The sequence below is a fragment of the Gemmatimonadota bacterium genome (assembly GCA_039715185.1).
In the GTDB taxonomy this organism is placed as follows: Bacteria; Gemmatimonadota; Gemmatimonadetes; order Longimicrobiales; family RSA9; genus DATHRK01.
On the sequence record JBDLIA010000006.1, the window covers coordinates 1 to 23,231 of the forward strand.

The 23,231-nt window shown below is 69.1% G+C and carries 22 protein-coding genes and 1 pseudogene; 14 read left to right on the forward strand and 9 right to left on the reverse strand.

Annotation, left to right across the window (positions count from 1 at the left end; all coding sequences use genetic code 11):
* The coding region (locus tag ABFS34_02105) for a winged helix-turn-helix domain-containing protein (protein MEN8374222.1) at positions 1–228 on the reverse strand (228 nt) is incomplete at its 3' end.
* 89 nt (positions 229–317) lie between these two features.
* Here ABFS34_02105 and ABFS34_02110 point away from each other — a divergent pair.
* Positions 318–512: pseudogene (locus tag ABFS34_02110) on the forward strand (DUF819 family protein).
* Positions 513–690: 178 nt separating this feature from the next.
* A complete protein-coding gene (locus tag ABFS34_02115) occupies positions 691–3,534 on the forward strand; it encodes an Ig domain-containing protein (protein ID MEN8374223.1) in 2,844 nt (947 codons plus the stop codon).
* A 50-nt stretch (positions 3,535–3,584) separates the two neighbouring features.
* Here the strand turns inward: ABFS34_02115 and ABFS34_02120 are convergent, their stop codons facing one another.
* Positions 3,585–4,151 carry a hypothetical protein gene (locus ABFS34_02120; protein ID MEN8374224.1) on the reverse strand — a complete coding sequence of 189 codons (567 nt, stop codon included), beginning with the start codon at positions 4,149–4,151 and terminating at the stop codon, positions 3,585–3,587.
* A gap of 277 nt (positions 4,152–4,428) precedes the next feature.
* Here ABFS34_02120 and ABFS34_02125 point away from each other — a divergent pair, with 277 nt between their 5' ends.
* The 4 genes from ABFS34_02125 to ABFS34_02140 all read left to right on the forward strand — a co-directional run bounded on the left by ABFS34_02125 (position 4,429) and on the right by ABFS34_02140 (position 8,761).
* Positions 4,429–5,661 carry an FAD/NAD(P)-binding oxidoreductase gene (locus ABFS34_02125; GenBank protein MEN8374225.1) on the forward strand — a complete coding sequence of 411 codons (1,233 nt, stop codon included), beginning with the start codon at positions 4,429–4,431 and terminating at the stop codon, positions 5,659–5,661.
* 2 nt (positions 5,662–5,663) lie between these two features.
* Positions 5,664–6,644, forward strand: a complete 981-nt coding sequence (locus ABFS34_02130) for a TusE/DsrC/DsvC family sulfur relay protein (GenBank protein MEN8374226.1) — start codon at positions 5,664–5,666, stop codon at positions 6,642–6,644.
* 12 nt (positions 6,645–6,656) lie between these two features.
* Positions 6,657–7,184 carry a DsrE/DsrF/DrsH-like family protein gene (locus ABFS34_02135; protein MEN8374227.1) on the forward strand — a complete coding sequence of 176 codons (528 nt, stop codon included), beginning with the start codon at positions 6,657–6,659 and terminating at the stop codon, positions 7,182–7,184.
* A gap of 74 nt (positions 7,185–7,258) precedes the next feature.
* Positions 7,259–8,761 (forward strand): outer membrane protein transport protein, encoded by a 1,503-nt coding sequence (locus ABFS34_02140; protein MEN8374228.1) that lies wholly within the window; start codon positions 7,259–7,261, stop codon positions 8,759–8,761.
* 82 nt (positions 8,762–8,843) lie between these two features.
* On the opposite strand, the gene ABFS34_02145 is transcribed toward ABFS34_02140, so the two are convergent.
* Positions 8,844–10,565, reverse strand: coding sequence for a sodium:solute symporter family protein (locus tag ABFS34_02145; GenBank protein MEN8374229.1), 1,722 nt, complete (start codon positions 10,563–10,565; stop codon positions 8,844–8,846).
* Positions 10,562–10,837, reverse strand: coding sequence for a DUF4212 domain-containing protein (locus tag ABFS34_02150; protein ID MEN8374230.1), 276 nt, complete (start codon positions 10,835–10,837; stop codon positions 10,562–10,564). The genes ABFS34_02145 and ABFS34_02150 overlap by 4 nt, the downstream gene beginning before the upstream one ends.
* A gap of 214 nt (positions 10,838–11,051) precedes the next feature.
* On the opposite strand from ABFS34_02150, the gene ABFS34_02155 reads away from it, so the two are divergent.
* The 4 genes from ABFS34_02155 to ABFS34_02170 are packed head-to-tail and all read left to right on the forward strand — an operon-like array spanning position 11,052 to position 15,604.
* Positions 11,052–11,939 (forward strand): hypothetical protein, encoded by an 888-nt coding sequence (locus ABFS34_02155; GenBank protein MEN8374231.1) that lies wholly within the window; start codon positions 11,052–11,054, stop codon positions 11,937–11,939.
* A complete protein-coding gene (locus ABFS34_02160) occupies positions 11,936–12,811 on the forward strand; it encodes a ThiF family adenylyltransferase (protein ID MEN8374232.1) in 876 nt (291 codons plus the stop codon). The genes ABFS34_02155 and ABFS34_02160 overlap by 4 nt, the downstream gene beginning before the upstream one ends.
* 2 nt (positions 12,812–12,813) lie before the next feature.
* Positions 12,814–13,935 (forward strand): GNAT family N-acetyltransferase, encoded by a 1,122-nt coding sequence (locus ABFS34_02165; protein ID MEN8374233.1) that lies wholly within the window; start codon positions 12,814–12,816, stop codon positions 13,933–13,935.
* A 1-nt stretch (position 13,936) separates the two neighbouring features.
* A complete protein-coding gene (locus ABFS34_02170) occupies positions 13,937–15,604 on the forward strand; it encodes a hypothetical protein (GenBank protein ID MEN8374234.1) in 1,668 nt (555 codons plus the stop codon).
* Between the two features lie 29 nt (positions 15,605–15,633).
* On the opposite strand, the gene ABFS34_02175 is transcribed toward ABFS34_02170, so the two are convergent.
* Genes ABFS34_02175 through ABFS34_02185 form a run of 3 tightly spaced genes read right to left on the reverse strand, consistent with a single transcriptional unit; the run spans position 15,634 to position 19,250 of the window.
* Positions 15,634–16,887, reverse strand: coding sequence for a TIGR04053 family radical SAM/SPASM domain-containing protein (locus ABFS34_02175; GenBank protein ID MEN8374235.1), 1,254 nt, complete (start codon positions 16,885–16,887; stop codon positions 15,634–15,636).
* Positions 16,888–16,944: 57 nt separating this feature from the next.
* The gene (gene queG, locus ABFS34_02180; GenBank protein MEN8374236.1) at positions 16,945–18,156 is read right to left on the reverse strand and encodes a tRNA epoxyqueuosine(34) reductase QueG; all 1,212 of its coding nucleotides are present in this window, start codon (positions 18,154–18,156) and stop codon (positions 16,945–16,947) included.
* Positions 18,153–19,250: a glycosyltransferase family A protein gene (locus tag ABFS34_02185; GenBank protein MEN8374237.1), complete on the reverse strand. Its 1,098-nt coding sequence runs from the start codon at positions 19,248–19,250 to the stop codon at positions 18,153–18,155. Before ABFS34_02185 ends, queG begins: the two co-directional genes overlap by 4 nt.
* Positions 19,251–19,349: 99 nt before the next feature.
* Between ABFS34_02185 and ABFS34_02190 the strand changes: the two genes are divergently transcribed.
* Entirely contained in the window at positions 19,350–19,685 is a 336-nt protein-coding gene (locus tag ABFS34_02190) for a nucleotide pyrophosphohydrolase (GenBank protein MEN8374238.1), read from the forward strand.
* Positions 19,686–19,853: 168 nt separating this feature from the next.
* On the opposite strand, the gene ABFS34_02195 is transcribed toward ABFS34_02190, so the two are convergent.
* On the reverse strand, positions 19,854–19,997 hold the full coding sequence (locus ABFS34_02195) for a hypothetical protein (GenBank protein MEN8374239.1): 144 nt from the start codon (positions 19,995–19,997) through the stop codon (positions 19,854–19,856).
* A 9-nt stretch (positions 19,998–20,006) separates the two neighbouring features.
* The gene (locus ABFS34_02200; protein ID MEN8374240.1) at positions 20,007–21,035 is read right to left on the reverse strand and encodes an alcohol dehydrogenase catalytic domain-containing protein; all 1,029 of its coding nucleotides are present in this window, start codon (positions 21,033–21,035) and stop codon (positions 20,007–20,009) included.
* A gap of 124 nt (positions 21,036–21,159) precedes the next feature.
* On the opposite strand from ABFS34_02200, the gene ABFS34_02205 reads away from it, so the two are divergent.
* The 3 genes from ABFS34_02205 to ABFS34_02215 are packed head-to-tail and all read left to right on the forward strand — an operon-like array spanning position 21,160 to position 23,230.
* Positions 21,160–21,567, forward strand: a complete 408-nt coding sequence (locus tag ABFS34_02205; GenBank protein ID MEN8374241.1) for a hypothetical protein — start codon at positions 21,160–21,162, stop codon at positions 21,565–21,567.
* Complete coding sequence (locus tag ABFS34_02210; GenBank protein MEN8374242.1) at positions 21,561–22,529, forward strand: proline dehydrogenase family protein; 969 nt, start codon at positions 21,561–21,563, stop codon at positions 22,527–22,529. Before ABFS34_02205 ends, ABFS34_02210 begins: the two co-directional genes overlap by 7 nt.
* Complete coding sequence (locus tag ABFS34_02215; protein MEN8374243.1) at positions 22,526–23,230, forward strand: radical SAM protein; 705 nt, start codon at positions 22,526–22,528, stop codon at positions 23,228–23,230. Before ABFS34_02210 ends, ABFS34_02215 begins: the two co-directional genes overlap by 4 nt.
* The last annotated feature ends 1 nt before the right edge of the window (position 23,231 follow it).

Consider the following 23,231-nt stretch of genomic DNA (forward strand, 5'->3'; position numbering starts at 1 on the left):
CTCCTGGTGCAGCTCCAGCACCCCGGCCTCTTCCAGCGCCCGCAGGTGGTAGTTCAGCCGCTGGCGGGTCTGACCCAGGCGCTGAGCCAGGCCGGCCGCCGAATCGGGCAGCTCACGCAGCTCCTCGACCAGCCTGCGCCGTTCGGGATCCCTCAGCAGCACAGCGCCTTCCAGGCCCTCCAGGAAGGCGATCGGGGTCGGCTCGGTGGTCACGCTCGTCGTCGTCATGGCTCCATAATGTCTTGACAAATTTTTTTTGTCAAGACGTTTGTGTACCTGCCGCGGGCTGGCCGGTGCATCCCCACACCTTCGCGGGCGCGCGCCTGCTGCGTATCGATCCGGAAACCGCGGCCGTCGCCTCGCAGGCCAACATCGGCGGAGGCACCTCGGCTCTGGCCGTGGCGCGCAGCCTGGGACGCGGGGACCTGGTCGTGCCCGGCATTCTCATCGGCTCGCTCGGCAACGCCATCGGCACCTTCCTGGGCTTCTGGGCGGCGGCGAAGCTTTTCTGAGGCCGCGGCCCGTGGGCACCTTCCGCTCCACCTGTGGGGAGATTCCCTCTAGGCGCAACGAGCAACCGGCTCAATCATTGGAATCGGAGGAACAGCTTCCGTACCGCCAGTACGCGATATCCATGTAGCCGAGTAAGGCCAAATGGGTGCGCAACGGACTGTTCGTGTACGTGCACTAATGCTCTTGATCGCGGCGGGCATCGCCGGCGTAGCCTGCGGGGATGAGGGAACCCCGCCGGATCCCACGCCCACGGTCGGCAGCCTGACGTTCTCGACCATCCCGTCGACTTCGTCCACTGGCTCTTCGGTGCCGTTCACCGTCGTCATCAGGGACGATGGCGGCCGGCCGCTCTCCGGCATGTCGATCCGATTCGACGTCATGGCGGGAGGCGGCACCGCGGATCCCGCGTCGGCCGTCAGCGACGCGTCCGGCAGCGTCAGCGCGGTCTGGAACGTCGGGGCGAGCCCTGGCGTGCACCAGCTGCGTGCGTCGTCGGGCAGCAAGTTCGCCGAGGCGATCCTGACCGTTGTCGAGCCTCCGCCGGATCCCGTGCTCACGACGCTTCTGCTGGAAGGCGTACCCGCGAGCGCGCGCACCTTCGAGACACTCGACGTCACGGCCGTAGCGCTCGACCAGACCGGCGGGCCGATGCCCGGCATCTCCGTCACCACGACCGTCGTGGAGGGCGCCGGCACCGTCGCTGAAGGCGAAAACGTCACCGGCGCCGACGGACGAGTCGCCATCGCCTGGACGCTGGGACTCGAAGCCGGCCCCCAGCGGCTTCTGGTGACTTCTGGGACCCACGCGGCCGAGGCCTCGGTCACGGCGATAAAGCCCGCGCTCGGAGGCTTCGGCGCGGTGACGGGGGGTGGCCAGGAGGGCCCGGTCGGACGTGAGCTCGCCGCGCCGATCGTCGTGGAGGTCCTCGACGACGAGGGCCAGCCATACGGAGGGCTCGCGCTGACCTGGACCGTGGTGTCGGGCAACGGCACTATTGCTCCCGAGGGCCAGTTCACCGGCGCCGATGGGAAGCTAGCCGGCCGCTGGACCCTCGGTTCGGTCGTCGGACAGCAACGACTCGAGATCATGGCGGACGACGGACAGGGCAGGGTGACGGCCGTCGTGATCTCCGCCAACGCCTTCGACGGCGTCCGCATCTTCACCGACCTGCCCGTGATGCGGCGGACGAGGGCGGTAGACGTGAGCATGACCGCGCGAGGAGGAGCCGAGGAGACCGGCTATACGTGGTCGGTCACCGCGGGGATCCTGCCCCCGGGACTCGACCTGTCGGCGGACGGCGTGCTCGGCGGCGTTCCGACGGTGGATGGCGTGTTCCCGTTCACGATTCGCGCGACCGACATCGACGGGATCGGCGGCGAGCGCGCCTACGACGCCCGGATTTGCCAGGGTGCGTTGCTGCTGGCCGTGGGCGAGGTCGATATCACCACGTACCCCAACCCGTGCCCACCCCTGCTGCCGGCGTCCGACGCGGGCACATACCGCGTGGGCGTGATGGCACGCGGCCAGGATCGCATCTGGACTCGCGAAGTGGCCGGAGGACTGGCGCTCAACGCCGCGACGGAGGGTCAAGCGGCCATGGGAGCCGGCCTGCGTGTCGATGAGCCCCAGCTTCCGCAAATCGACGGGTCGGTCGCTCTCCAGATCGCGCCCGATCCCACGACCGGGTGGTACCACGAGGAGACCATAGAGGCCGTCGGCCGCTCGTTCCGACCGCGTGTGAACGCGACTGGTACCCACGCCGCGCTTCTCGCCGACCCGGCTCCTCACCGTGAATTCCTGGTGTTCGGCGACGCAGACCAGCTCGTCACCGTCGGCGCTACGCTGAGGGCTTTCTCGGAGACCGTCGCGTACTACGAGGAGGACGGACTCGTGGCCGCGGGCGGCACCCGGTACTCCGACCAGGACATCCAGGAGGTCCTGGCGTATCACGATCTGCATTCCCATCCCGTGCTAACGGAGGCGTTCGGGGGCTACGGGCCACCCGGGACGGTCCAGGTGTTCACCGACGACGCGGGCAACGTCCTGGACAAGCAGGTCGGAGACCTGGACGGCAACGGCCGCCTCGTGGCTCTGCAACTGAGACTCGACTGGATGCGTGGGGCCATAGGCTTCGTGGCGTTCTGCGACTTGGTCCCGCGTCCAGAGCACGCGGTCGAGGGGTTTGCGAGCTGCCCGGCGAGCAACGAGAGCGAGATCATCTACGTGCGCGCGCCCGGCAAGGCGCTCTTCGCGCACGAAGCCAAGCACGTGAGTAGCGGCGGCTGGTTCACCTACGGCGGCAGGGAACCTCACCGCGCCCCCTGGATCGAAGAGGGCACGGCGGTGCTGGCCTCGGAGCTCGCCAGCCGGCACGCCGCGGGCGTGGCGCCAACACAGCGCATCGGAGCCGCGGATGTCTACGTAGCCGGACAGCGGCCCGTTCCGGACGACCCGTCCTACCTGATGTGGGCCGCGACCGTGACCGGATATAACTATCTGGCCGCTGCGCCGTTCTCGGGGATCACGGGGGATCCGAACCCCAACCCTAACGGCTCATCCTTCTACGGCGCGTCCTGGCTGTTCCACCGCTATGTGCTGGATCAGTACGGAGCCGGTGACCCGCATGGTCTCATGCGGCGGCTGAACACCGTTTCGGGTGGCGTCGCGGGACTGGAGGCGGAGACCGGTAGACCGATAGCCTCCCTCTTCACGGAGCTGATGGAGGCCGCGCTCGTGGACGACGAGCCGGCCGCCCGCTCGGCGGCGGCGCACCGATTCCAGAGCTACGACTTCGGCGACATCATCGAAAGCGATCCGGCTGGCGTCACCTGGCCGCCGTTCATTGCGAGAGTCGGCTTCGGCGCCGGCACCTGGGATCTGCCCACCTGGGAGACGTCTTCGAACCTGTTCGAGTTCGTCGCATCCGGCACGCAGGACCAGCTTCTGTCGCTGACGCGAGGCGACGGCACAGAGGTCACGCCCGAACACGATGTCGCCCTGCTGGTCGTGCGGGTGCGCTGAAACCCGACCGGGACGTGTGACCCCGACCGCCGCCGCTTGGCCGGTCGGCGTCAGCGCCTGCGTTTACAGCTCGACGTCCAACCAGGGTCGTCGCCGCCGGAGTGCCAGTCGAAGCCCTGGTCGGTGATGTTGTGGAAGGTCAGCGCTGGGCCCTCAGTGCGGCCCTCTCGGCGGATGTGGATCTCGTCGCCCACCTGCCGCCCCTGCCACGCGCTGCTCTGGTAGCCCGGCATGCGGAAGAAGGTCACGCGCCAGGATTCGGTCTCCGAATCGAAGATGCGCACGTTCGAGGTGAAGAACGTCGGCGTCCAGTAGTGGTCCTGGATGCCGAAGCCGTTCAGGAAGTAGCGCGCGTTCCATATCGCCGGGAACTCGTTGCGAGATCCATCCGCCTGCCTCACCGAGTCCACGCAGTCGAACTCGCCGATGAAGAACGCGAACTGGCCGAGCTCGGGCGGCGCCTCGGGGTTGGGCCGGCCGAAGGGAAATGCGGGGCTGGGGGCGTAGCGCGTATCGACCTCCTCCTGCTCCTGGGCCAAAGCGGGCGACGCGCTGGCGCCAAGCGCCGAGGCAACGAAAGCCAGTCCGGCCGCGAATCTGGTGGGCGAATCGATCATCGTTCTCCGGTGTCGAGATTCCGCGCCCGCGCCGGGTCTGCCGTCGACTCCGAGAGGGATTCCCGGAGGTAAGGACAGGCGCCGGTCACGAGGGCGTCCATCGTACAACGATCGAGGCCCCCCAGTAGCCTACGACCCCGACTGTAACAACGGGAATTACCTTACGACCGGTCGGGTCCTCCCCTACAGTCCGATCCCCTTTGCGTCACAAGATTACTTCCATGAACCAGCATCCCGACGACACCGAAAAACAGTCCTCCCAACGCGGAGGAGACCAGTGAAGAACATCGTGATTCTCGGCGCCGGAACCGGCGGGACGATGATGGCCGCGAAGCTCCGTCGGGCGCTCGATCCCGACGAGTGGAGCCTCACCGTCATCGACCGGGATGACCGGCACATATATCAGCCCGGCCTGCTCTTCCTGCCCTTCGGCATGTACAACGAGCGGGACCTCTTCAAGCCCCGATCTCGCTTCATTCCCTCCGGCGTAGCGATGGTCTTCGGCGAAATCGACGTGATCGAGCCGGAGCAGAACCGCGTACGGATGGCGGGCGGAAGGACCCTGGATTACGACCTCCTCATCATCGCCACCGGAAGCCGCATCGCCCCGGAGGACACGGAAGGCATGACGGCCGCCGGCTGGCGAGACAGCGTCTTCGACTTCTACACGCTGGAGGGTGCCCAGGCGCTCGGCCGGTCTCTGCAGCGCTTCGACGGTGGGCAGCTCGTCGTTCACATGACCGACATGCCCATCAAGTGCCCCGTGGCCCCCCTGGAGTTCGCCTTCCTCGCGGACTGGTACCTGCGGGAGAACGGGCTGCGGGAGAAGACCCGGCTGACCTACGTGACCTCCCTCTCGGACGCCTTCACCAAGCCTCGCGCCTCCGCGGCCCTGGCGGACCTCCTGCGCACGAAGGAGATCGAGATCGAACCCGATTTCGCCGCCGCTTCGGTCGATGGATCGGCCGGCGTGCTGAAGAGCTGGGATGATAGGGAGGTGCCGTTCGACATGCTCGTCACCGTCCCGATCCACAGGGGCAGCGAGGTGATCGCCCGCTCCGGCATGGGAGACGACCTGGACTTCGTGCCCACCGATCCATACACGCTGGTCGCGCGGGATTGGCCCAACGTGTTCGTGATCGGCGACGCGACCGACGTGCCGACGTCGAAGGCGGGATCGGTGGCCCACTTCGAGTCCGAGATCCTGTTCGACAACGTGCTCAGGTGGGTGGGCGGCCGCGAGCCGGTGTCCGCCTTCGATGGCCACGCGAACTGCTTCATCGAGACGGGCTTCGGCAAGGCGGTGCTGCTCGACTTCAACTACGACACGGAACCCCTGCCAGGGAAGTTCCCGCTCCCCGGCCTCGGCCCCCTCTCGCTGCTCGCCGAGAGCGAAGCGAACCACTGGGGCAAGCTGGCCTTCCGCAGCGTCTACTGGAATCTGCTGATGAGGGGTGCGGACCTCAGCGCCGTCGGGCCGGCCATGCCGATGGCGGGGAAGTGGACCTGACCATGAACGAGTCGATGCCCTGGTCGACCGAAGCCGAGCGCTCGGAAGGGCTGCGCGAAGAACTCGGACGACTGAACGACAAGCTCGATCGCCTCACCACGTCGATCGCTCTGCTGGATCGACGCCGCAGCGAGGCGGAAGAGATGGTGGCGGATATGATGCCCGCGGCCAACGGCGCGGTGCGCCTGGCCGCCGACCGGCTCTGGGAGCTGGAGAAGAACGGCGTCCTGGAGACCGCCAGGGAAGGCGCGGCGGCGGCCGCGTTCGCGGCGCGACAGGTCGCCCCGGCGGATCTGCGGGACCTGGCCATGAACGCCGGCTTGGCGGTTCGCATGTTGGGCGACCTCACGGGGCCGGAGATGGCGACGCTGTCCGAGCGCACCGTGCGCGCGCTGCGAGAAGCGCGCACGGGGACGCCGCCGACAGCGTTCGCTCTCGCCAGGAAGCTGCGCCAGCCGCACGTCCGGCGCGGCCTGGGCGCGGCGCTCGCGATCCTGGAGGCGCTCGGCGAGGGCGCGCATCCCGTCACCCCGGGTGAGGCGATCGCCCCCACCACGAGCGCGCCTCCGCGCGAGCGCGCCCGTCCGGCGGCCGCTCCTATGGCGCGGCCTGCGCAAGCGGCGGTCTCATCGACCCCGGCGACCGCTCCCAGGACGGGACCGGACGGCCGGGGGATGGTGGTCGGGGACCGCACCGTTCCGCTCGACGCCGACGGATTCCTGGTCGACCCCGCGGACTGGTCGCCCGACGTGGCCGAGACCCTGGCGGCGCAGGTGGGCATCGGCCCCCTCGACGGCGACCACTGGAAAGTGATCGAATTCTGCCGCTCCGACGCGGGCCCCATGGGAGTTGCTCCCGGGCTGCGTCGCATCACCAAGGAGCTCGAGATTTCTCCCAAGGACATGTACCGGCTCTTCCCCAAGGGTCCCGGCATGCTGGCGGCCAGACTGGCCGGGCTGGGCAAGCCCAAGAGCTGCGTTTGAGGAGGTTTGACCATGAGCACGACAATGACCGATCCGCGGATGGAAACAGGCCTGGCCGCGCCGGCAACCGGAGAAGCACCGGCGCGGCGCAAGGTGGCCATCATCTGCTCGAAGGGCAGCCTGGACATGGCCTACCCCGGCCTCATCATGGCCAACGCCGCCCGCATGATGGACATAGACGCCATGATCTTCTTCACCTTCTGGGGCCTCGATGTGGTGCGTGAGAAGACCGTGGACAAGCTCCAGCCGGGCATCGTCGGTAACCCGGCGATGCACATGCCGCACATGGTGAGCGGATTGCCCGGAATGGGCGCCATGGCGGGCCGCATGATGCGCAAGCAGATCGACGCGATCGAAGTGCCACCGGTGCGGGAGCTGCTCGAGACGCTCGAGGAGTCGGGCGCGGAGCTGTATGCCTGCCACATGGCCATGGACATGATGGGCTTCACGAAAGAGGACCTGATACCGCAGGTCCACGATGTGATCACGGCGATGGAGTTTTACGAAAAGACGGAGGGTGCTCAGATCATTTTCGTCTGAACCACCTGAGTCCGAAGGAGGAGGCGCGCGGGACCGCACCCTCCGTCGTCGAACGCCACAATCAGGAGGATCTGATGAATACAAGAGCGATGCGGCCCGGCACCGTGCTGGCCGCCCTCGCGATGGGTCTGGTCGCCGCGCCCTCGGCGGCCCAGACCAACGGCTACGTTCTCCACTGCATGTCCGCGCGCGCCGCCGGCCAGGGGTGTGTAACCCGCGCCCAACCGGCTCTGCCTTCCAGCCTCTTCCGCGATCCCGCGGGCCTCGCGGCCTTCGACCGGGCCATGCTGGAGGTCAACGCGGCGCCCTTCCTGCCCTCCATAACGTTCGAGAACGCGGCGAACACCAGGGTGGACGGTACGCGGCACGTGTACCCCCTGGGCAGCGTCGCCTTCGTGGGACGTCCGCTTGGCGACCTGGCCTGGGCGGTGGGTTTCGAGCCCATCGGCGGCTTCGGCTCCGACTTTCAGTTGAAGCATGAATTGCTGAGCGGATCCACCGGTGATCTCATCGACTACGAGAGCTACTTCGCAGCCGCGAAGGCGGGCCCGGCGGTCGCCTACGAGTTGGCACCCGGACTCTCGGTGGGAGCCAGCGCGAGCCTCGTCTACGGCCAGATTCGCGACTTCCGGATGCCGTTCTCGATGCCGCCTAGCACAGCGAAGGGCATGGCCGCGATTCCGGGGCTGGACCCGGCCGTATACGGCCCGCTGTTCCAGCAGTTCACGGAATTGACCGCCTACGGCAACTCCGAAGGCTTTTCCGGATTCACCTGGGCGGCCGATCTGGGCATCGGCTACCGACGTGCCTCCGGCTTCGCGGTGTCGGCGTCCTGGGCCCCCGAGCGAGCTCTCGAGGTGGATGGTGGCGGGGCGCTGATCGACATGAGCGCGCAATTCGGGCAGATGATGATGGCAATGGTGTCGGCGCGGGCGGAAGCCTATCAGGAGGATCTCGGGCAGGCGCAGGCCGCCGTGCTGGACCAGCTCGCGGCCGCCGGCATCGATCCCTCGGTGGGTATGGCCGCCGCGTACGAAGCGGCCACCACCATCACCCTGCCCATGACCGCCGGCCTGGGCATGAGCGTGCCTCTCACCGGCGCATGGAAGGTATCCGGAGAAGCCGAATGGAGGCGTTGGTCGACCGCCGAGGACGTGATGCCGTTCAGGCTCACCGGCGGCGAGAACGCGAACATCAACCTCATGGTGAACGGCGACCCGGCCGACGGGAGCTTCACCTATCCCTTCCCGCTGCACTGGCAGGACACGTGGACGGTGAAGCTGGGAACCGAGTACGCGCTGGGCTCGACCGCGCTGCGCACGGGCTTCATCTATGGCGAGAACCCGGTGCCGCACAACACCGTGTTCATCACCTTCCCGGCGATCTGCACGCGGGCCCTGACCGCGGGAGTGGGCTGGACGCTGTGGGGCTTCCCGCTGGACGCCTCCTACGTGTACACGTCCGATCACGAGGCGCTAGGTCCGGACGCCGGGCACCTGCTGGGCACCGAGTACAATCAGAGCCGGACCACGATGAACGAGAGCACGTTCACGATCGGCACGACGCTACCCTTCTGACTCAGGTCGGCCGTCGTCGCCCGTGCAGGGCGGCGACGGCCAGCCTCCCCTCCTCCCAGCCTTCCACTGCCCTCTCGTGCGCCTAGGCGGAAATCTCGTGCGCGGGTCCCGCCCCCGAGGGCACCCGGATGGAGTCCACCAGGGCGCCCACGTGCGCCGGTGGCGGCGGCGTGAGCGCGGAAACGACAAGGGCCACGCCGAAGTTGACGAGCATGCCCAGCGCACCGATGCCCTCGGGCGAGACGCCAAACCACCAGTTCTCCGGGACGTTGGCGGCGGGGTTCACGAACTTGAAGTAGACGATGTAGGCCGCCGTGAACGTGATCCCGCTGACCATGCCGGCGATGGCGCCTTCCCGGTTCATGCGCCGGGAGAATATCCCCAGCAGCAGGATCGGGAAGAACGAGGAAGCCGCCAGCCCGAACGCGAACGCGACGACCTCCGCCACGAACCCGGGAGGATCGATCCCCAGGTAGCCCGCGACTATCACCGCGGCGCCGGCCGCGACGCGCGCCGCGATCAACTCGCCGCGCTCGCTGATCGTGGGTCGCAGCGCGCGCTTGAGCAGGTCGTGGCTCACCGCCGACGACACCACCAGGAGGAGGCCTGCCGCCGTGGAAAGCGCGGCGGCCAGCCCGCCCGCCGCCACCAGCCCCACCACCCAGTTGGGCAGGCGCGCGATCTCCGGGTTGGCCAGCACCATGATGTCCTGGTCTATGGTCAGCTCGTTGCGCACGGGCTCGCCCGCCGGGTCGGTGGCGTCCGGGCCGACGAACTGGATGTGCCCGTCGCCGTTGTGGTCCTCGTACGCGATGAGCCCCGTCGATTCCCAGGTCGTGAACCACTCGGGGACCTCCGCGTACGGCCGGCCCGAGACGGTATTCAGGAGGTTGGTCCGGGCGAACGCCGCCACCGCCGGCGCGGTCGTGTACAGCAGCGCGATGAACAGCAGCGCCCAGCCGACGCTCGCCCGCGCGTCGCGCACCCGCGGGACGGTGTAGAAGCGGATGATCACGTGCGGCAGGCCGGCCGTCCCGACCATGAGCGCCGCCGTGATGGCCAGCACGTCGATGGTCGATTTCACCCCCGACGTGTACGCCGCGAACCCCAGCTCCGCGTGCAGTCCGTCCAGGCGCTCGAGCAGGAACGTTCCGCTGGCCTGGTCCACGCCGCCGAACCCCAGTTGCGGGATCGCCTTGCCGGCTATCAGGAGCGACAGGAAGATCGCCGGCACCAGATACGCGAAGATCAGCACGCAGTACTGCGCCACCTGCGTATAGGTGATCCCCTTCATGCCGCCCAGCACGGCGTAGAAGAAGACGATGCCCATGCCGATCATGACGCCCACGTGGACCGGCACTTCCAGGAAGCGGCTGAACACGATGCCGACGCCGCGCATCTGCCCCGCCACGTACGTGAACGAGATGAACACCGCGCACACCACGGCCACTATGCGCGCGGTCTGCGAGTAGTATCGATCGCCCACGAAGTCCGGGACGGTGTACGCGCCGAACTTCCTCAGGTAGGGCGCCAGCAGCAGCGCCAGGAGCACGTAGCCGCCCGTCCAGCCCATCAGGAAGACGGAGCCGTCGTAGCCCCGGAAGGCGATCAGGCCGGCCATGGATATGAACGACGCGGCGGACATCCAGTCGGCCGCCGTGGCCATGCCGTTCGCGAGCGGCGGCACCCCGCCACTCGCCACGTAGAAGTCGCGCGTGGACCCGGCCCGCGACAGGATCGCGACGCCGATGTACAGCGCGAAGGAGAGCGCGACGAGCGTGAACGTCCAGGCCTGGACGTTCACGAGCCGTCCTCGTCCAGGCCGAACTCCCGGTCCAGCCGATTCATCAGGCGCACGTAGATGAAGATCAGGACGACGAAGACGTAGATGGATCCCTGCTGCGCGAACCAGAAACCGAGCGGGAAACCGGTGCCCGGGATGCGGATCCGGTCGAGTTGCTCCACGAACAGGATGCCTGCGCCGTAGGACACCGCGAACCAGACGACGAGCAGCGCGCCGACGTAGCGCAGGTTGCGGCGCCAGTAGGCCGACTGACGGCGTTTCGGCTGGGGCATCACCCGTCGCTCCCGGTATCTGAGGATTTCAAGGCAGCGCCGAAGATCGTAGAGCGCAGGGGCCGGCGGCAAACCCGCAGTCGAGCGGAGCGAGGTCGAGCGCTCCGCGCGCCTACGTCATCTGCCCGCCCCATCTACGTCACCCTACGTAGACATCCACGATCGCGCCCGCGCCATGTTGGGTGTGCAACGAACGCACACTCGGAAGGCGGCCATGATCCGCATGCATCGGCTGGGCTGGAGAACGCTGGACCTGGAGCTCGGGACCGCTCGGGGCGTGTCCGTGCGCATCCTGGAGCGGCCGGGGCGTTGGCTGGACGACGCCCGACGCGCGCGCCTACTCGGGGAAATGCGCGAGGTCGCGGCCCCTGCGGCCGGCGGCGGTGAGCTCCCCTACGGCGTGCTTTCAGGAGACGACGAGCGCTGGAACCGGGCCATCCTGACCACCCTCCGCGATCGACACAGCGGCCGCCTCGTTGGCTTCAACGCCATGTCGCTGCTGGACGTCGAGCTCGACGGCGCCAGCCAGGACGTGCTGCACCTCGGGCTTCTCGTTCTCGATTCCGATCATCGCGGCAGGGGCCTCTCGCGGTTGTCCTACGGGCTGAGCATCGCGCTGGTCCTGGCGCGCAGGGGCGGGCGCTCGGTCTGGGTGAGCAGCGTGACTCAGGTCCCCGCCATCGCCGGCATGGTGGCCCAGACCCTGGCGCACGCGCACCCGGCCCCTGGCAGCGCGCCGACGTCTGCACACGTCAGAATCGCCCGGCAGATCATGCGCCGACACCGGTCGGCGTTCGGAGTGGGCGAGGACGCGGGTTTCGACGAGCGGCGCTTCGTCATCACGAACGCCTACACCGGCGGATCCGACCACCTGAAGAAGAGCTACTTCGAGGCGCCGAAGCACAGGAACCCGGCGATCAACGCCTGGTGTCACCGCGAACTCGATTACGAGCGCGGGGACGATGTCCTGCAGATCGGCCGCTTCACGGCGCGCGTGGCCTGGGGCTGCGTGCGCCGCTTTCTCGCCGGGAGAGCCACCGTGGCTCCCAACGCCAGGGACCTGGGCCGCGCCCCGACCCGAACCCGGCCACGTGAAGCATGAACGGCGCTCCATTCGTCGACTTCGACTACTCGGTCATGACCGAGCGCAACGCTGGCTTCGTCACCGCCGAGGGCCAGCGACGGCTGCGTGCGGGCGCGGTGTTCGTGTGCGGCGTCGGGGGCATGGGCGGCGCCGCGCTGATCGCCCTTGTTCGCGCCGGCGTGGGCAACGTCGCCATCACGGACCCGGATCGCTTCGAGCTGTCCAACCTGAACCGCCAGTTGCTGGCCACGCTCGACACCGTGGGTAAGCAAAAGGCGCTCGTAGCCCGCGACCACGTACATCTCTTGAATCCCGAGGCTCGGGTCGCGACATGGGGCGACGACTGGGTCGACAGGCTCGACGAGATCCTTCCCGCCTATCCGCTCGTCGTGAACGGCATGGACGACGTCCGCGCCGCCATTCAGCTCTACCGTAAGGCCAGGGAACACCGAGTCGCGGTCATAGACGCCTACACCGCCCCCATGCCGTCCCTCATCCGCGTGGGGCCCGACGATCCGAGGCCCGAGGAGCGACTCGACTTCCCCTCCCTGGGGCGCGACCCGGCCACGCTTTCCGCTCGGGAGATAGCCGAGTGCGCCCGTCGTGAGATCGAGTTCGTGATCACCCACACCTCCGCGCTCGCCCATTTCGACGCGCGCGTGGCGGTGGAGGTGCTCGACGGACTGCGGGCACGCCCCTCGTTCGCCCCGGTGGTGCTGACGGCCGGCCAGCTCATGGCCGGGGAAGCTCTGTCGTGCCTCCTCGGCCGCCCGACCAGTACCGATCACCGCGGCTGGTTTCTGGATCCGTGGAACGGGCGGATCGAGCGGCCGTGCCACGACGACGCTCTCCCTGGGTCCGCGACGCCGCCCCCCACGCCCGGAGGATGACCGTGCAACCGACCTACCGATTGGAGGAGCGCGACGTCGGCGGATTCTTCCGCGTTCCGTTCGAAGCGTACCCCGACGATTGGCCGTACGCGTCGCCCATGGCGAGCGACCTGCGCAGGCTGCTCGATCCGCGGCGCAATCCGTTCTTCGGAGAGGCCGGCGACGGAACGACCTTCACCGCCTATCGGCGCGGCCGGCCGATAGGCCGAATCAGCGCGCACGTGCACCACGACGCCAACCGCCGGTTCGGCCTGAAGCGGGGCTATTTCGGCTTCTTCGACGTCGCGGACGACGAGGACGCCGGCCGACTGCTCCTCGAAGCGGCCGAAAGCTGGGTGCGCGAGCGGGGCTGCGAGGAGATCGCGGGCAACTTCAACCTCACGTCGGTGCAGGAGATCGGGGTGATGACGAGCGGGTACGCCCGCCGCCCGTACAGCGCGATGTGTTGGACCCCGCCGCACCTGCCGGGGATGCTCGAAAGTGCCGGGTACGGGCCCTTCTTCCCGATGTCCACGTTCGAGCTCGAGCTCGCCGAGTTCGACCCGGCGACGCTCATGGGCCCGCGGCAAGAGCGCCTCTTGAACTCGGGAGCGCTCGCCTGGACCAGTCTCGGCCGACCTGGGTTCCGGCGCCGCAGCGAGAGCGTTCGCTGGCTCCTGAACGAAAGCTTCGCCGACAATCCGCACTTCGTGCCGGTGCCGAAAGCCGAGTTCGACTTCCAGGCCGGGCCGCTCACGTGGATCGTGGATCCGAGGCTGTCCGTGCTGGCCGACTACGAAGGCGCGCCGGCGGGGGTGATGGTCTGCATTCCCGATCTGAACCCCTTCCTGCGGAGCACGCGGTCCCGCATGAGGCCGTGGACGCCCAGCCGATACCTGCGCCATCGTCGGCGTCGCGACCGCGCCGTGATCGTCTTCTCGGGCGTGGCTTCCGCGCTGCGGAACGAGGGCCTCGGCAGCGTGATGCTGCACCGCGTCGTCCGCGCCCTCAAGGAGTCCGGATACTCACGCCTCGGCATCACGTGGGTCTCCGACCAGAACGGGCCGAGCCTGCGTTTCGTCGAGAAACTGGGCGCCACGAAGCTCCACGACCTGGCGCTGTACAAGAAACCTCTGGAGGCGTGACATGCGACGGCCCGTGCCAACTACCTTGCTGACCATCGCGGTCCTCGCTTCCAACGGGTGTTCGGGCCTGTTGCGCGGGTACGCCGAAGGCGAGTCCACGGCGCTCGGTGAGTCCCTCCCGGAGACGTACGGCGCGACGTCGGGGATGGTGCGTTTCGCGCTCGACGATCTGGGCACGCTCAACACCGATGCCCTCGAAACGCACGCGCTCCCGTGGAAGGTCGCGGTAGCGGCCTTGCTGGTGAACCGGCGCGCGCTGGGGGAGGACATTCCCCTCGAACCCGAGGCGATCTTGCCGATCCTCCGTGAGTTCGGGTTCGTGACGCCGGACACGATCCGCAACTGGGAGGGCGCCCCCTACCCAGGGTTCGCGGACGGGCCGGTAGGCATGCTGCGCGGGGTGGCCCGACGGGGGTTCCCGCGTGTCGTCGTGGAGGTCGCCGGATTGGGGTGTGCCTCCTGCCACGCGGGCGTCCTCTACGACGAGTCGGGAAACCCGACGAACGAGGTTTGGCTGGGATTGCCGAACACGTCGCTCAACCTGGGGGCGTACTCCGACGCGCTGTCGAAAGCCTACTCGCATGCCGTCTCCGTCCCCGACCGGATCCTGGCCGCCCTGGACACGCTGTACCCGGCGCTGAACGCCGAGGAACGACACACGATCGAGGAGCACGTACTTCCGGGGCTCATGGAAGAGGTGCCCGAGCTGAACCGCCGCTTTGGATCGCTTTCGCCATTCAACCCGGGAGGTCCGGGCACCCCCAACGGGGTCGGCTCGCTCAAGCGCATGCTCGGACTTCTGGAAGAAACGCGAGACGACGAGGTGAGCCTGGCCCAGATCCCCGACCTGGGCGACAGGGTGCTGCGTACTTCGCTCACGGTCGACGGCGCGTACCGCATCCCCGGCCGGCCTCGCTTCGCGGCCATGACGCCCGACGAAGTAGACGCCCGTCACCTGGACGGACTCACGCGCATCGCCGCGTTCTTCGCGATGCCCGCCATGGGGGCCCGGGCAGGCCGGATCGAGCGCTCCGTGCCGCGCGTGCGCGAGATCATGGAGTACCTGCGCCACTACAGGCCTCCTCCCTTTCCGGGGCCGGTCGACTCGGCGCTCGCCCGCCGCGGCCGTTCCGTCTACGATCGCGCGTGCGCGGAGTGCCACGGCACATACGCCCCCGGGCTGGAGGGCAGGCTCACTGAGTTCCCGAACGCGCTCGTGGCCGGCGACGACATCGGCACCGACCCCGTGCGCTGGCAATCCGCCTCACCCGACGTGCTGGCGGTCCTGGAGGAACTGGACTACGCGCGCTACCTGGATCCGGCGCCGACCGGTGGCTACGTGGCGCCGCCGCTGACGGGCCTCTGGGCGACGGCCCCCTACCTGCACAACGCCTCGGTTCCGACCCTCTGGCACCTCATGCATCCCGAGCTGCGACCGGGACGGTTCGAAGTGGGCGGCCACATGCTGGACTACGATCGACTGGGGCTGGCGGGTGTGCTCGACCGCGAAGGCGTCTTTCGTTACCCGGAAGGATACCGGCCCTGGTCGACTCCCTTCGTATACGATACGAGCATCAGGGGTCAGTCGAACGGAGGCCACTCCCGCGAGTTCGCGCACCTCTCCGAGACGCAGAAGCGGTCTCTGCTGGAGTACCTGAAGTTGCTGTGAGTGCGCGGCCCCGGCGCCCGGACGGCGACTCAGGCTTGGAGCCGGGCGAGCCGCCGGGCGAAGTACGACGCGACCGGCTCGGCGTCTCCGCGGGCCACTGCCTCCTTGTAGCGAGGCGGGACGTACGCGCAGCACGGCTCTGACTCCGTGGGGTCGCCCGTCATCGCCCAGGCGCGCGCGCGGCTGCCGCCGCAGATGCCGCGAAAGGCGCACACCGCGCACTTCCCCTTGAGCCGGTCGCGGTCGCGCAGGGCACGCATCAGCGGAGCCTCACGGTACGTCCGCGCGAGGCCATCCCGGCGCACGTTGCCAACCGTGATCGGAAGGAAGCCGGAAGGCTGGATCTCGCCCTTGCGGCCCACGAACACGAAACCGTCGCCGTCGTTGACGCCGCGGGCACGGCCTATGCCGTCTCGCTGCACTCGACCCGCGTGGCGGGAGCGCCTCGCGCCGGGCATCTGCGTGGCACTGACGGCTCCCGGAGGCGAGCCGGCTCGCCGCGCGGCGCGGTCCGCCTTTGCCGCCTCCTGCCAGGCGACCCTGTGGCAGTGAGGCGCCGCCGTCGCCTTCACGTCGAAGGGCAGCGTCTCCCCCCGTCGGTGCAGCCATCGCAGAGTCCGCTCGAAGGCGTCCGCGCCGACCACATCTTCGGGCCGCGCGCGGCCGACGGGTACGAGGAAGAACACCTCCCAGAAGACGATGCCGAGGCGCTCGGCCAGGGCCGCCATGGCCTCCAGGTCGTCGAAGTTGTGGTGCGCGACGACGGTGTTGATCTGCGTGGACAGGCCCGCGTCCCGAGCTTCCTCCAGCACGCGCACGGCCTGGTCCCAGGCGCCGGGCACGCCGCGAAAGTCGTCGTGGATGGCGTCGGACGCGGAGTCGATGCTGACGGCCAGGCGAGCCAGGCCCGCGTCGCGGAATCGCTCGAGGCGCTCCCGATCGGCGAGCGGCGTGGCCGCCGGCGTGGCGGCGACGCGCAGCCCCAGGTTCGCCGCGTGCGCGGTCAGCTCGAAGATGTCCGGACGCTTGAGGCAGTCACCCCCGCTGAAGACGAATACGATGGGGCCGAACTCGCGCACCTCATCGAGCATCTTCTTCGCCTCGAAGGTGCTCAGCTCGTCGGGCTCCCTGATGGGACAGGCTTCCGCGCGGCAGTGCTTGCAGGCCAGGTCGCAGGATCTCGTCGTCTCCCAGATGACCAGAAAAGGGGCCTCTTCGAAGGGCGACGGCTGACCCGGCGGCGGCTCCGGCGGGGGCGCTGGTCTCGCGGACGAGGTGGGCATGATTCTCACCTGTAACGGGGCATCCTCTACAGAGAATGCGCCGCGACGCGGCCCCGGTCAGTGGGGAGGAGTCCCGTCCTCGGTGGGGAGAATCGCCACAGGCAACCGGCGCTCCGCGGCGCGCTCCAGCGCCCACGCGGCGTGTTCGCGCACGAGCGGCTCCTCGTCCTCCAGCGCGTCGCCCAGCAGGCGCACGGCTTCGTCGTCGGGCGGTCCGGGCCCGGCCAACCAGTTGCCGATCGCCACGACCACGTTACGCCTGAAGCCCACGTACCCGGCGCGCCTGATCGCCGAGCCGCGCGAGAATTCGTCCCATTCCTCCTCGCTCATTCTCAGCAGGTCCAAGAGCGCCGGCGCGTCGGTGCCGGGGTGCGCCGCGCCCGTCGATCCAACCGGCGCGACACCCGCCGGCGCCTCGCCGGGCCCGCGCGCCGCGTAGGCGGGGTCCCCCTCGGACGTCGCGAAACGAACGTTGAACGGACACACCTCCTGACAGATATCGCAGCCGAAAACGCGGTTTCCGATCGCCGGCCGCAGCTCCGCCGGGATCGGCCCGCGGTGCTCGATCGTGAGGTAGGAGATGCAGCGCCGCGCGTCCATCACGGGCGCCCCGGCCGAGTCGCGACCCAGGAGCGCGTCCGTCGGGCATGCGTCCAGGCACGCCCGACACGTGCCGCAGTGGTCTGCCGTGAAGGGCTCATCGGGGGCGAGTTCGAGCTCAGTCAAGAGAACGCCCAGGAAGAAGTACGAGCCGCGGCGCGGGTGAATCAGCATGGTATTGCGGCCGAACCAGCCCAGGCCCGCCGTGCGCGCCAGCTCGCGTTCCAGCACCGGGCTCGTGTCCACGCACGCGCGCGCCGCCGGCAACGGTCGCCCCACCTCGCCCTCCAGCCAGCGCAGCAGACGCCGGAGCCTTCCCTTGACTACCCGGTGGTAGTCGCGCCCGCGGGCGTAGCGGGCGATGGTCGCGCGCTCCCTATCCGCGGGGTCGACCAGGTCCCCCGCGCCGTAGGAATCCGCGATCACGAGCGCCGAGCGCAGCCGCTGGTCACGCGCTCGCGGGTCGAGGCGCCGTGCGACCGCATCGTCGCGCTCCAGGTAGGCCATGTCGCCGTGCAGTCCGTCGGCCAGCCAACGCTCGAGCAGATCCCCGTGGTCGCTCGGCCGGAGCCGGCACACGCCGGCGGACTCACACCCCTCCGTGGCGGCCCTGCGCTTGAGGCGTTGGGCCAGGTCCACGGGATCGTAGCCGGCCGCCTCCCCCCTCACGTCGGGTCCGGGTTCGCGCGAGCCTCCAGCGCCGCCGTCGCCAGCGCGCCCACGGGGTAGGTCAGCGCGAACAGAATGGGCTGCGCGTGACGCGCGTAGGTGAGGACCCAGAACAGCAGCGACAGGCCGGTGGCATACAGGCCCCAGCGGCCGACGGCCCCTCCCCACGCCAGCGCCAGCGCCAGGGGCGGGATCACCCAGAGCGCCAGCGTCAACGCCGAGCCCAGCCAAGAGCCCACGGGACCGGAGGACCTCCGGGCGGTGCGGGCGCCCGCCGCCAGCGCGCCGACGGGCCCGGGCTTACGCTCGCGTCGAGCGCCGAACGCCCGGCTGGACAGGAATCGCTCTCCGTGCAGCAGGCGCACGACGCCTCCTCCCTCGAGCACGCGTCTGGCCACGCTCGTATCGGCGGTCGCATCGGCGCGCGCGGCCTCGTGTCCGCCGGCGTTCAGGTAGGCCGCGCGCCGCACGAGCAGGAAGCCGGGATTCACGAGCACGCTACGCGCGTCGCGCACCCGGTTGACCAGCCTGGCGTTCAGATAAGCCAGCTCGCCTCTGGCTAGCAGAGCCGGCGCCAGCACGCGCTCGAGCAGCGTCTCCAACTCGTGCCTCGGGAGCAGGCTCAGGGCCGCGGCCTCCCCCTCCTCGAGCGCCGCTACCGCGCGAGCGAGCGCCTCCGGATGGTGGCGCGTGTCGGGGTCCGAGAACAGCAGCAACTCACCGGCGCCCGCGCGCGCGCCCTCCCGGCAGGCCCAGGCCCGCGACCGCCAGCCCTCCCGCGGGGTGCCCACGCCGAGCACCCGCACCCGGTGCGAGCGCTCCGCGACGGCGCGCGCGACCTCGAGGGTGCCGTCGCTGCTCGACTGGTCGGCGACGATGATCTCCAGGTTCGGATAGCGAGCCGCGAGCAGCGTCCCCAGACAGGGACCGATGTCGTGCCCCGCGTTCAGCGTCGGCACCACCACGGTGACGGTCGGCGAGCCCGATCCGAATCCCCGCGCGGGGAACGCGCCAAGCCGCGGACTGGGCACCAGCCGCAGCAGGGCCCACACACACAGAGCTGCCCAGGGCAGGGACGCGATGAGGGGTTCCATGGTGCCCGGAAGCTAGGCTCCACGGGCCGCGGCGGCGACACTCGCGGCCTCGGCTCCTGGCGGTGGCCGCGCCCCCTCGGGCCGGGTACGTTGGTCGCCATGACGACCACCCAGCCCCCGGAGCTCACTCTGGCGGAGGCGCAGCGCGAGGTAGACGCGTGGATCGGCCAGTTCCGGGAGGGATACTGGCCGCCCCTGGCGAACCTGGCGCGCCTGATCGAGGAAGTGGGCGAACTCGCCCGCGAGGTAAACCACCGCCACGGCCCGAAAAGGAAGCGCGCGGACGAGCCGGACGGAGACCTCGCGCTCGAGCTGGGAGACGTGCTGTTCGTGCTGATGGCTCTCGCCAACGAGCAAGGCATCGACCTGGACGACGCGCTACGCCGCGTGCTCGAGAAGTACCGGGAGCGCGATTCGGGGCGCTGGGAGCGCTAGTGTGCCGGCGCGGAAGTCCCGTGTGCACCGAGGCGCGTGATGCGCCCGCGGGGCAAGGCGGAACGACGCGCCGTAGCCGTCGCTACGGCAAGGAGTTCCAACGCCGCATCCGCGGGATGCAGCGCGAGCCGAATGCCTACGGGACTTCTGCAACGGTACGCTAGGCCCTCAGGCGAAAAAGCTCAGCGCCAACAGGACCGCGCCCACTACCAGCGCGATCTTCGCGAGCGTGAGCAGGGTTCGAATCACGAACCCCACGACCGCGACTCCGATGAGGACCGCCGCCAGGACCGCCAATGGGCCTATCGTCATCGGTCCGACTCAGGGCACGAGGACGATCTTGCCGAAGGCCTCGCCCGACTCCAGCCGTGCGTGGGCTTCGCGGATCTCCGACAGCGGCCGCACGCTGTCCACCACGGGGTCGAATTCGCCCGAGAAGACCAGGTCCATGACCTTCAGGAATTCGGCGTGGTTTGCCATCGTGGAGCCCACGACATGCGCCTGCTTCCAGAACAGCAGCCGCAGATCGAGCTCGCCGGTGGGGCCGGTCGTGGCGCCGTATACGATCATCCTGCCGCCGCGGGCCAGCGACCGGACGCAGGGTCCGAAGATCGTCGAGCCCGAGGAGTCCAGTATCACATCCACGCCGCGCTTGCCCGTCTCACGCCAGACGGATCGAGACCACTCCTCGTCGGAGCGGTCGTAGACCACGTGCGCGCCGAGTTGCCGCACGCGATCCAGGTAGGGCGTGGACGTCAGCGCGAGCACGCGGGCGCCCGCGAAACGCGCGATCTGAACGGCCGCGGTCGCGACCCCACCGGACGCCCCGGTGATCAGGACCGTGTCGCCCGGCCGCAACCGGCCCTGGGTGATGAGGGCGCGCCACGCCGTCATGAACGCTAGGGGCGCCGCCGCGGCCCGCTCGAAGGCCACGCCATCCGAGATCGGGTAGACGTTGCGCGCGGGCACCACCACGAACTCCGCGGCGCCGCCCCGCACGTGCTCGCCGATGATCCGGTAGCGGACGCACAGGCTGTGTTCTCCGCGGGCGCACCACTCGCACTCGCCGCACCACAAGGACGGATTCACCACGGCCCTCTGGCCCGGCTTCACGCCGAACACCACCGGCCCCACGTCGTCCACCTCTCCCGCGATGTCCGAGCCGCCGATGTGCGGCATCTCGATATCGATCGGGAGTCCGCGCCGGACCCAGAGGTCCAGGTGGTTCAGCGCCACCGCGCGCACCCGCAGGCGCACCTCCCCGGGGCCGGGCTGGGGCACCTCTACCTCTTCTATCCGGAGCATCTCCGGGCCGCCGTGCTCGTAGAAGAGCGCCGCTCGCATTCGCATCGGTTGGGCTTCTCGTGATTGGTCCCGGGGCCACTCCCCTCGAACCACCGCCAACCCTATGCCCCCGGAGCGCACGCCGCTAGCCGGTTGTGCGCGGCTCGCGCTCATGGGACATTTCCTGGCAATGACTCATCACGAAGGAAACGGGTCCGCGCCGGATCTGATCGACACGCTGCGCGCGACCAAGCGCGCCACCGGCGAGGCGGCCGATGCCACGCTCGCCGGGTATCGTCGCGAGCACGAGCGTCCGCCGGCGTTCGAGGGGGTCGATGGCCACGCCTACACGGTGGAGGTCGACGTCGAGGAGACCGACGACCCGAGCCGACCGTACGCCTCGTTCTTCGTGTTTCCGCGCTGGGCGGCGACCGGCGCGGGCATCATGGGCCACGTGGAATCACGCGACGTGGCCTCCGGAAGAAGCGCGGCCGAGGCGCGCGCGTCGGCCGAGGGCTGGACCTTGTTCGAGATTCGCGCGGAGCTGGACGCCGCCATCCGGCGCAGAGCGGAGGACCTTGGAGACGAAGCATGCTGAAGGACGTCCTGCTCGCGTTGAGCGAGAGTTCGCTCGGACGCCGCATCGCGACGGACGCGCCGTTCGCTCGATCCGTCGCCCGTCGGTTCGTCGCCGGAGAGACCGTCGAGGACGCGCTCGCCGCGGCCCGGGCGCTGAACGAGGGCGGCATGCACGTCTCCCTGGACTATCTGGGCGAGTCCGTCAACAGCGCCGAGAAAGCGCACGCCGCGGGAGCGACGATCGGCGCCGTGGTGAGCGCGATCGGCCGGGAAGAGCTGGACGCCAACGTGAGCGTCAAGCTCACGCAGCTGGGGCAGGACATCGACGATACGTTTCTCCTGGAGGTGGTGAATCCCCTGCTCGACGCGGCCGCAGAGCGCGACCTGTTCATCCGCTTCGACATGGAGTCGGCGGAGTACACTCAGCAGACCCTGGACTTCTTCGTGGAGCGCTGGAACGAGGGCCGCCGCAACGTGGGAGTGGTGCTGCAATCGTACCTCTACCGCACGGAAGAGGACGTCGCGAAGGCGAATCGCCTGGGGGCGAGGGTGCGGCTGTGCAAGGGCGCCTACAAGGAGCCGGAGGAGGTCGCGTACCCGGACAAGACCGACGTGGACGCCAACTTCGTCCGCTGCATGGAGGCGCTGCTCACGGACGGGAACTATCCCGGGATCGCCACGCACGATGAGGCGATGATCCAGGCCACCAAGCGCTTCGCCCGGGACCACCGCATCGACCGCGATCGCTTCGAGTTCCAGATGCTATATGGAGTCCGCAGGGACATCCAGAGGCAGCTCGTGGACGAGGGGTACCACCTGCGCATATACGTACCGTTCGGCGAAGCGTGGTATCCCTATTTCATGCGCCGCATGGCCGAGAGACCGGCGAATCTCCTGTTCGTGGTCGACAGCATCGTGCGCGAATCCCCGCTCGGCTTCCTGCGCGGGAACGGGTCGAGAGGGAGGAAGCCGACGGCGTGAGCGAGGGTGCCGCCCCGACGGATTCGGCCGCCGCAAGATCGGATTTACTGCGCGTCACCGAGATCTTCCACTCCATCCAGGGAGAGGGCACGTGGGCGGGGCTGCCGTGCACGTTCATCCGCCTTACGGGATGCCCGCTCCGGTGCGTGTGGTGCGACACCGAGTACGCGTTCCACGGCGGCGAGCGAATGACCCTGAGGGCCATCGTGGAGCGCGCGCGGTCGATCGGCACGCCGCTCGTGGAGGTGACCGGCGGCGAACCCTTGGTCCACCCGGGAGCGTTTCGGCTGTGCACGCTCCTCCTGGACGCCGGCTTCACCGTACTCGTCGAGACGTCCGGCGCATTGGATGTCGGCCCGCTCGACCCCCGAGCCCACAAGATCATGGACCTCAAGTGTCCTGGGTCGGGAGAGAGCCACCGAAACCTCTGGTCGAACATCGACAAGCTCACCGGACGCGACGAGGTCAAATTCGTCGTGGCCGACCGCGTCGACTACGAGTGGGCTCGTGAGACGATCGCTGTCCGCGGGTTGGACGAGCGCGTGCGGTCCGGCCAACTCCGCGCGCTGCTCATGGCACCAGCCTGGGGCGCCGTGGAGTGGGCGGACCTGGCCGGCTGGATCCTGGAGGACCAACTCCCCGTGCGCCTGCAATTGCAGTTGCACAAGCTCATTTGGGGGGCGGACGCCACGGGCGTGTAAC

Coding starts and splice junctions, on each gene's coding strand:
- ABFS34_02115 (MEN8374223.1), top strand. CDS start 691: ATGCTCTTGATCGCGGCGGGCATCGCCGGCGTAGCCTGCGGGGATGAG.
- ABFS34_02120 (MEN8374224.1), bottom strand. CDS start 4,151: ATGATCGATTCGCCCACCAGATTCGCGGCCGGACTGGCTTTCGTTGCC.
- ABFS34_02130 (MEN8374226.1), top strand. CDS start 5,664: ATGAACGAGTCGATGCCCTGGTCGACCGAAGCCGAGCGCTCGGAAGGG.
- ABFS34_02135 (MEN8374227.1), top strand. CDS start 6,657: ATGAGCACGACAATGACCGATCCGCGGATGGAAACAGGCCTGGCCGCG.
- ABFS34_02140 (MEN8374228.1), top strand. CDS start 7,259: ATGAATACAAGAGCGATGCGGCCCGGCACCGTGCTGGCCGCCCTCGCG.
- ABFS34_02150 (MEN8374230.1), bottom strand. CDS start 10,837: ATGCCCCAGCCGAAACGCCGTCAGTCGGCCTACTGGCGCCGCAACCTG.
- ABFS34_02155 (MEN8374231.1), top strand. CDS start 11,052: ATGATCCGCATGCATCGGCTGGGCTGGAGAACGCTGGACCTGGAGCTC.
- ABFS34_02160 (MEN8374232.1), top strand. CDS start 11,936: ATGAACGGCGCTCCATTCGTCGACTTCGACTACTCGGTCATGACCGAG.
- ABFS34_02170 (MEN8374234.1), top strand. CDS start 13,937: ATGCGACGGCCCGTGCCAACTACCTTGCTGACCATCGCGGTCCTCGCT.
- ABFS34_02175 (MEN8374235.1), bottom strand. CDS start 16,887: ATGCCCACCTCGTCCGCGAGACCAGCGCCCCCGCCGGAGCCGCCGCCG.
- ABFS34_02185 (MEN8374237.1), bottom strand. CDS start 19,250: ATGGAACCCCTCATCGCGTCCCTGCCCTGGGCAGCTCTGTGTGTGTGG.
- ABFS34_02190 (MEN8374238.1), top strand. CDS start 19,350: ATGACGACCACCCAGCCCCCGGAGCTCACTCTGGCGGAGGCGCAGCGC.
- ABFS34_02195 (MEN8374239.1), bottom strand. CDS start 19,997: ATGACGATAGGCCCATTGGCGGTCCTGGCGGCGGTCCTCATCGGAGTC.
- ABFS34_02200 (MEN8374240.1), bottom strand. CDS start 21,035: ATGCGAATGCGAGCGGCGCTCTTCTACGAGCACGGCGGCCCGGAGATG.
- ABFS34_02205 (MEN8374241.1), top strand. CDS start 21,160: ATGACTCATCACGAAGGAAACGGGTCCGCGCCGGATCTGATCGACACG.
- ABFS34_02210 (MEN8374242.1), top strand. CDS start 21,561: ATGCTGAAGGACGTCCTGCTCGCGTTGAGCGAGAGTTCGCTCGGACGC.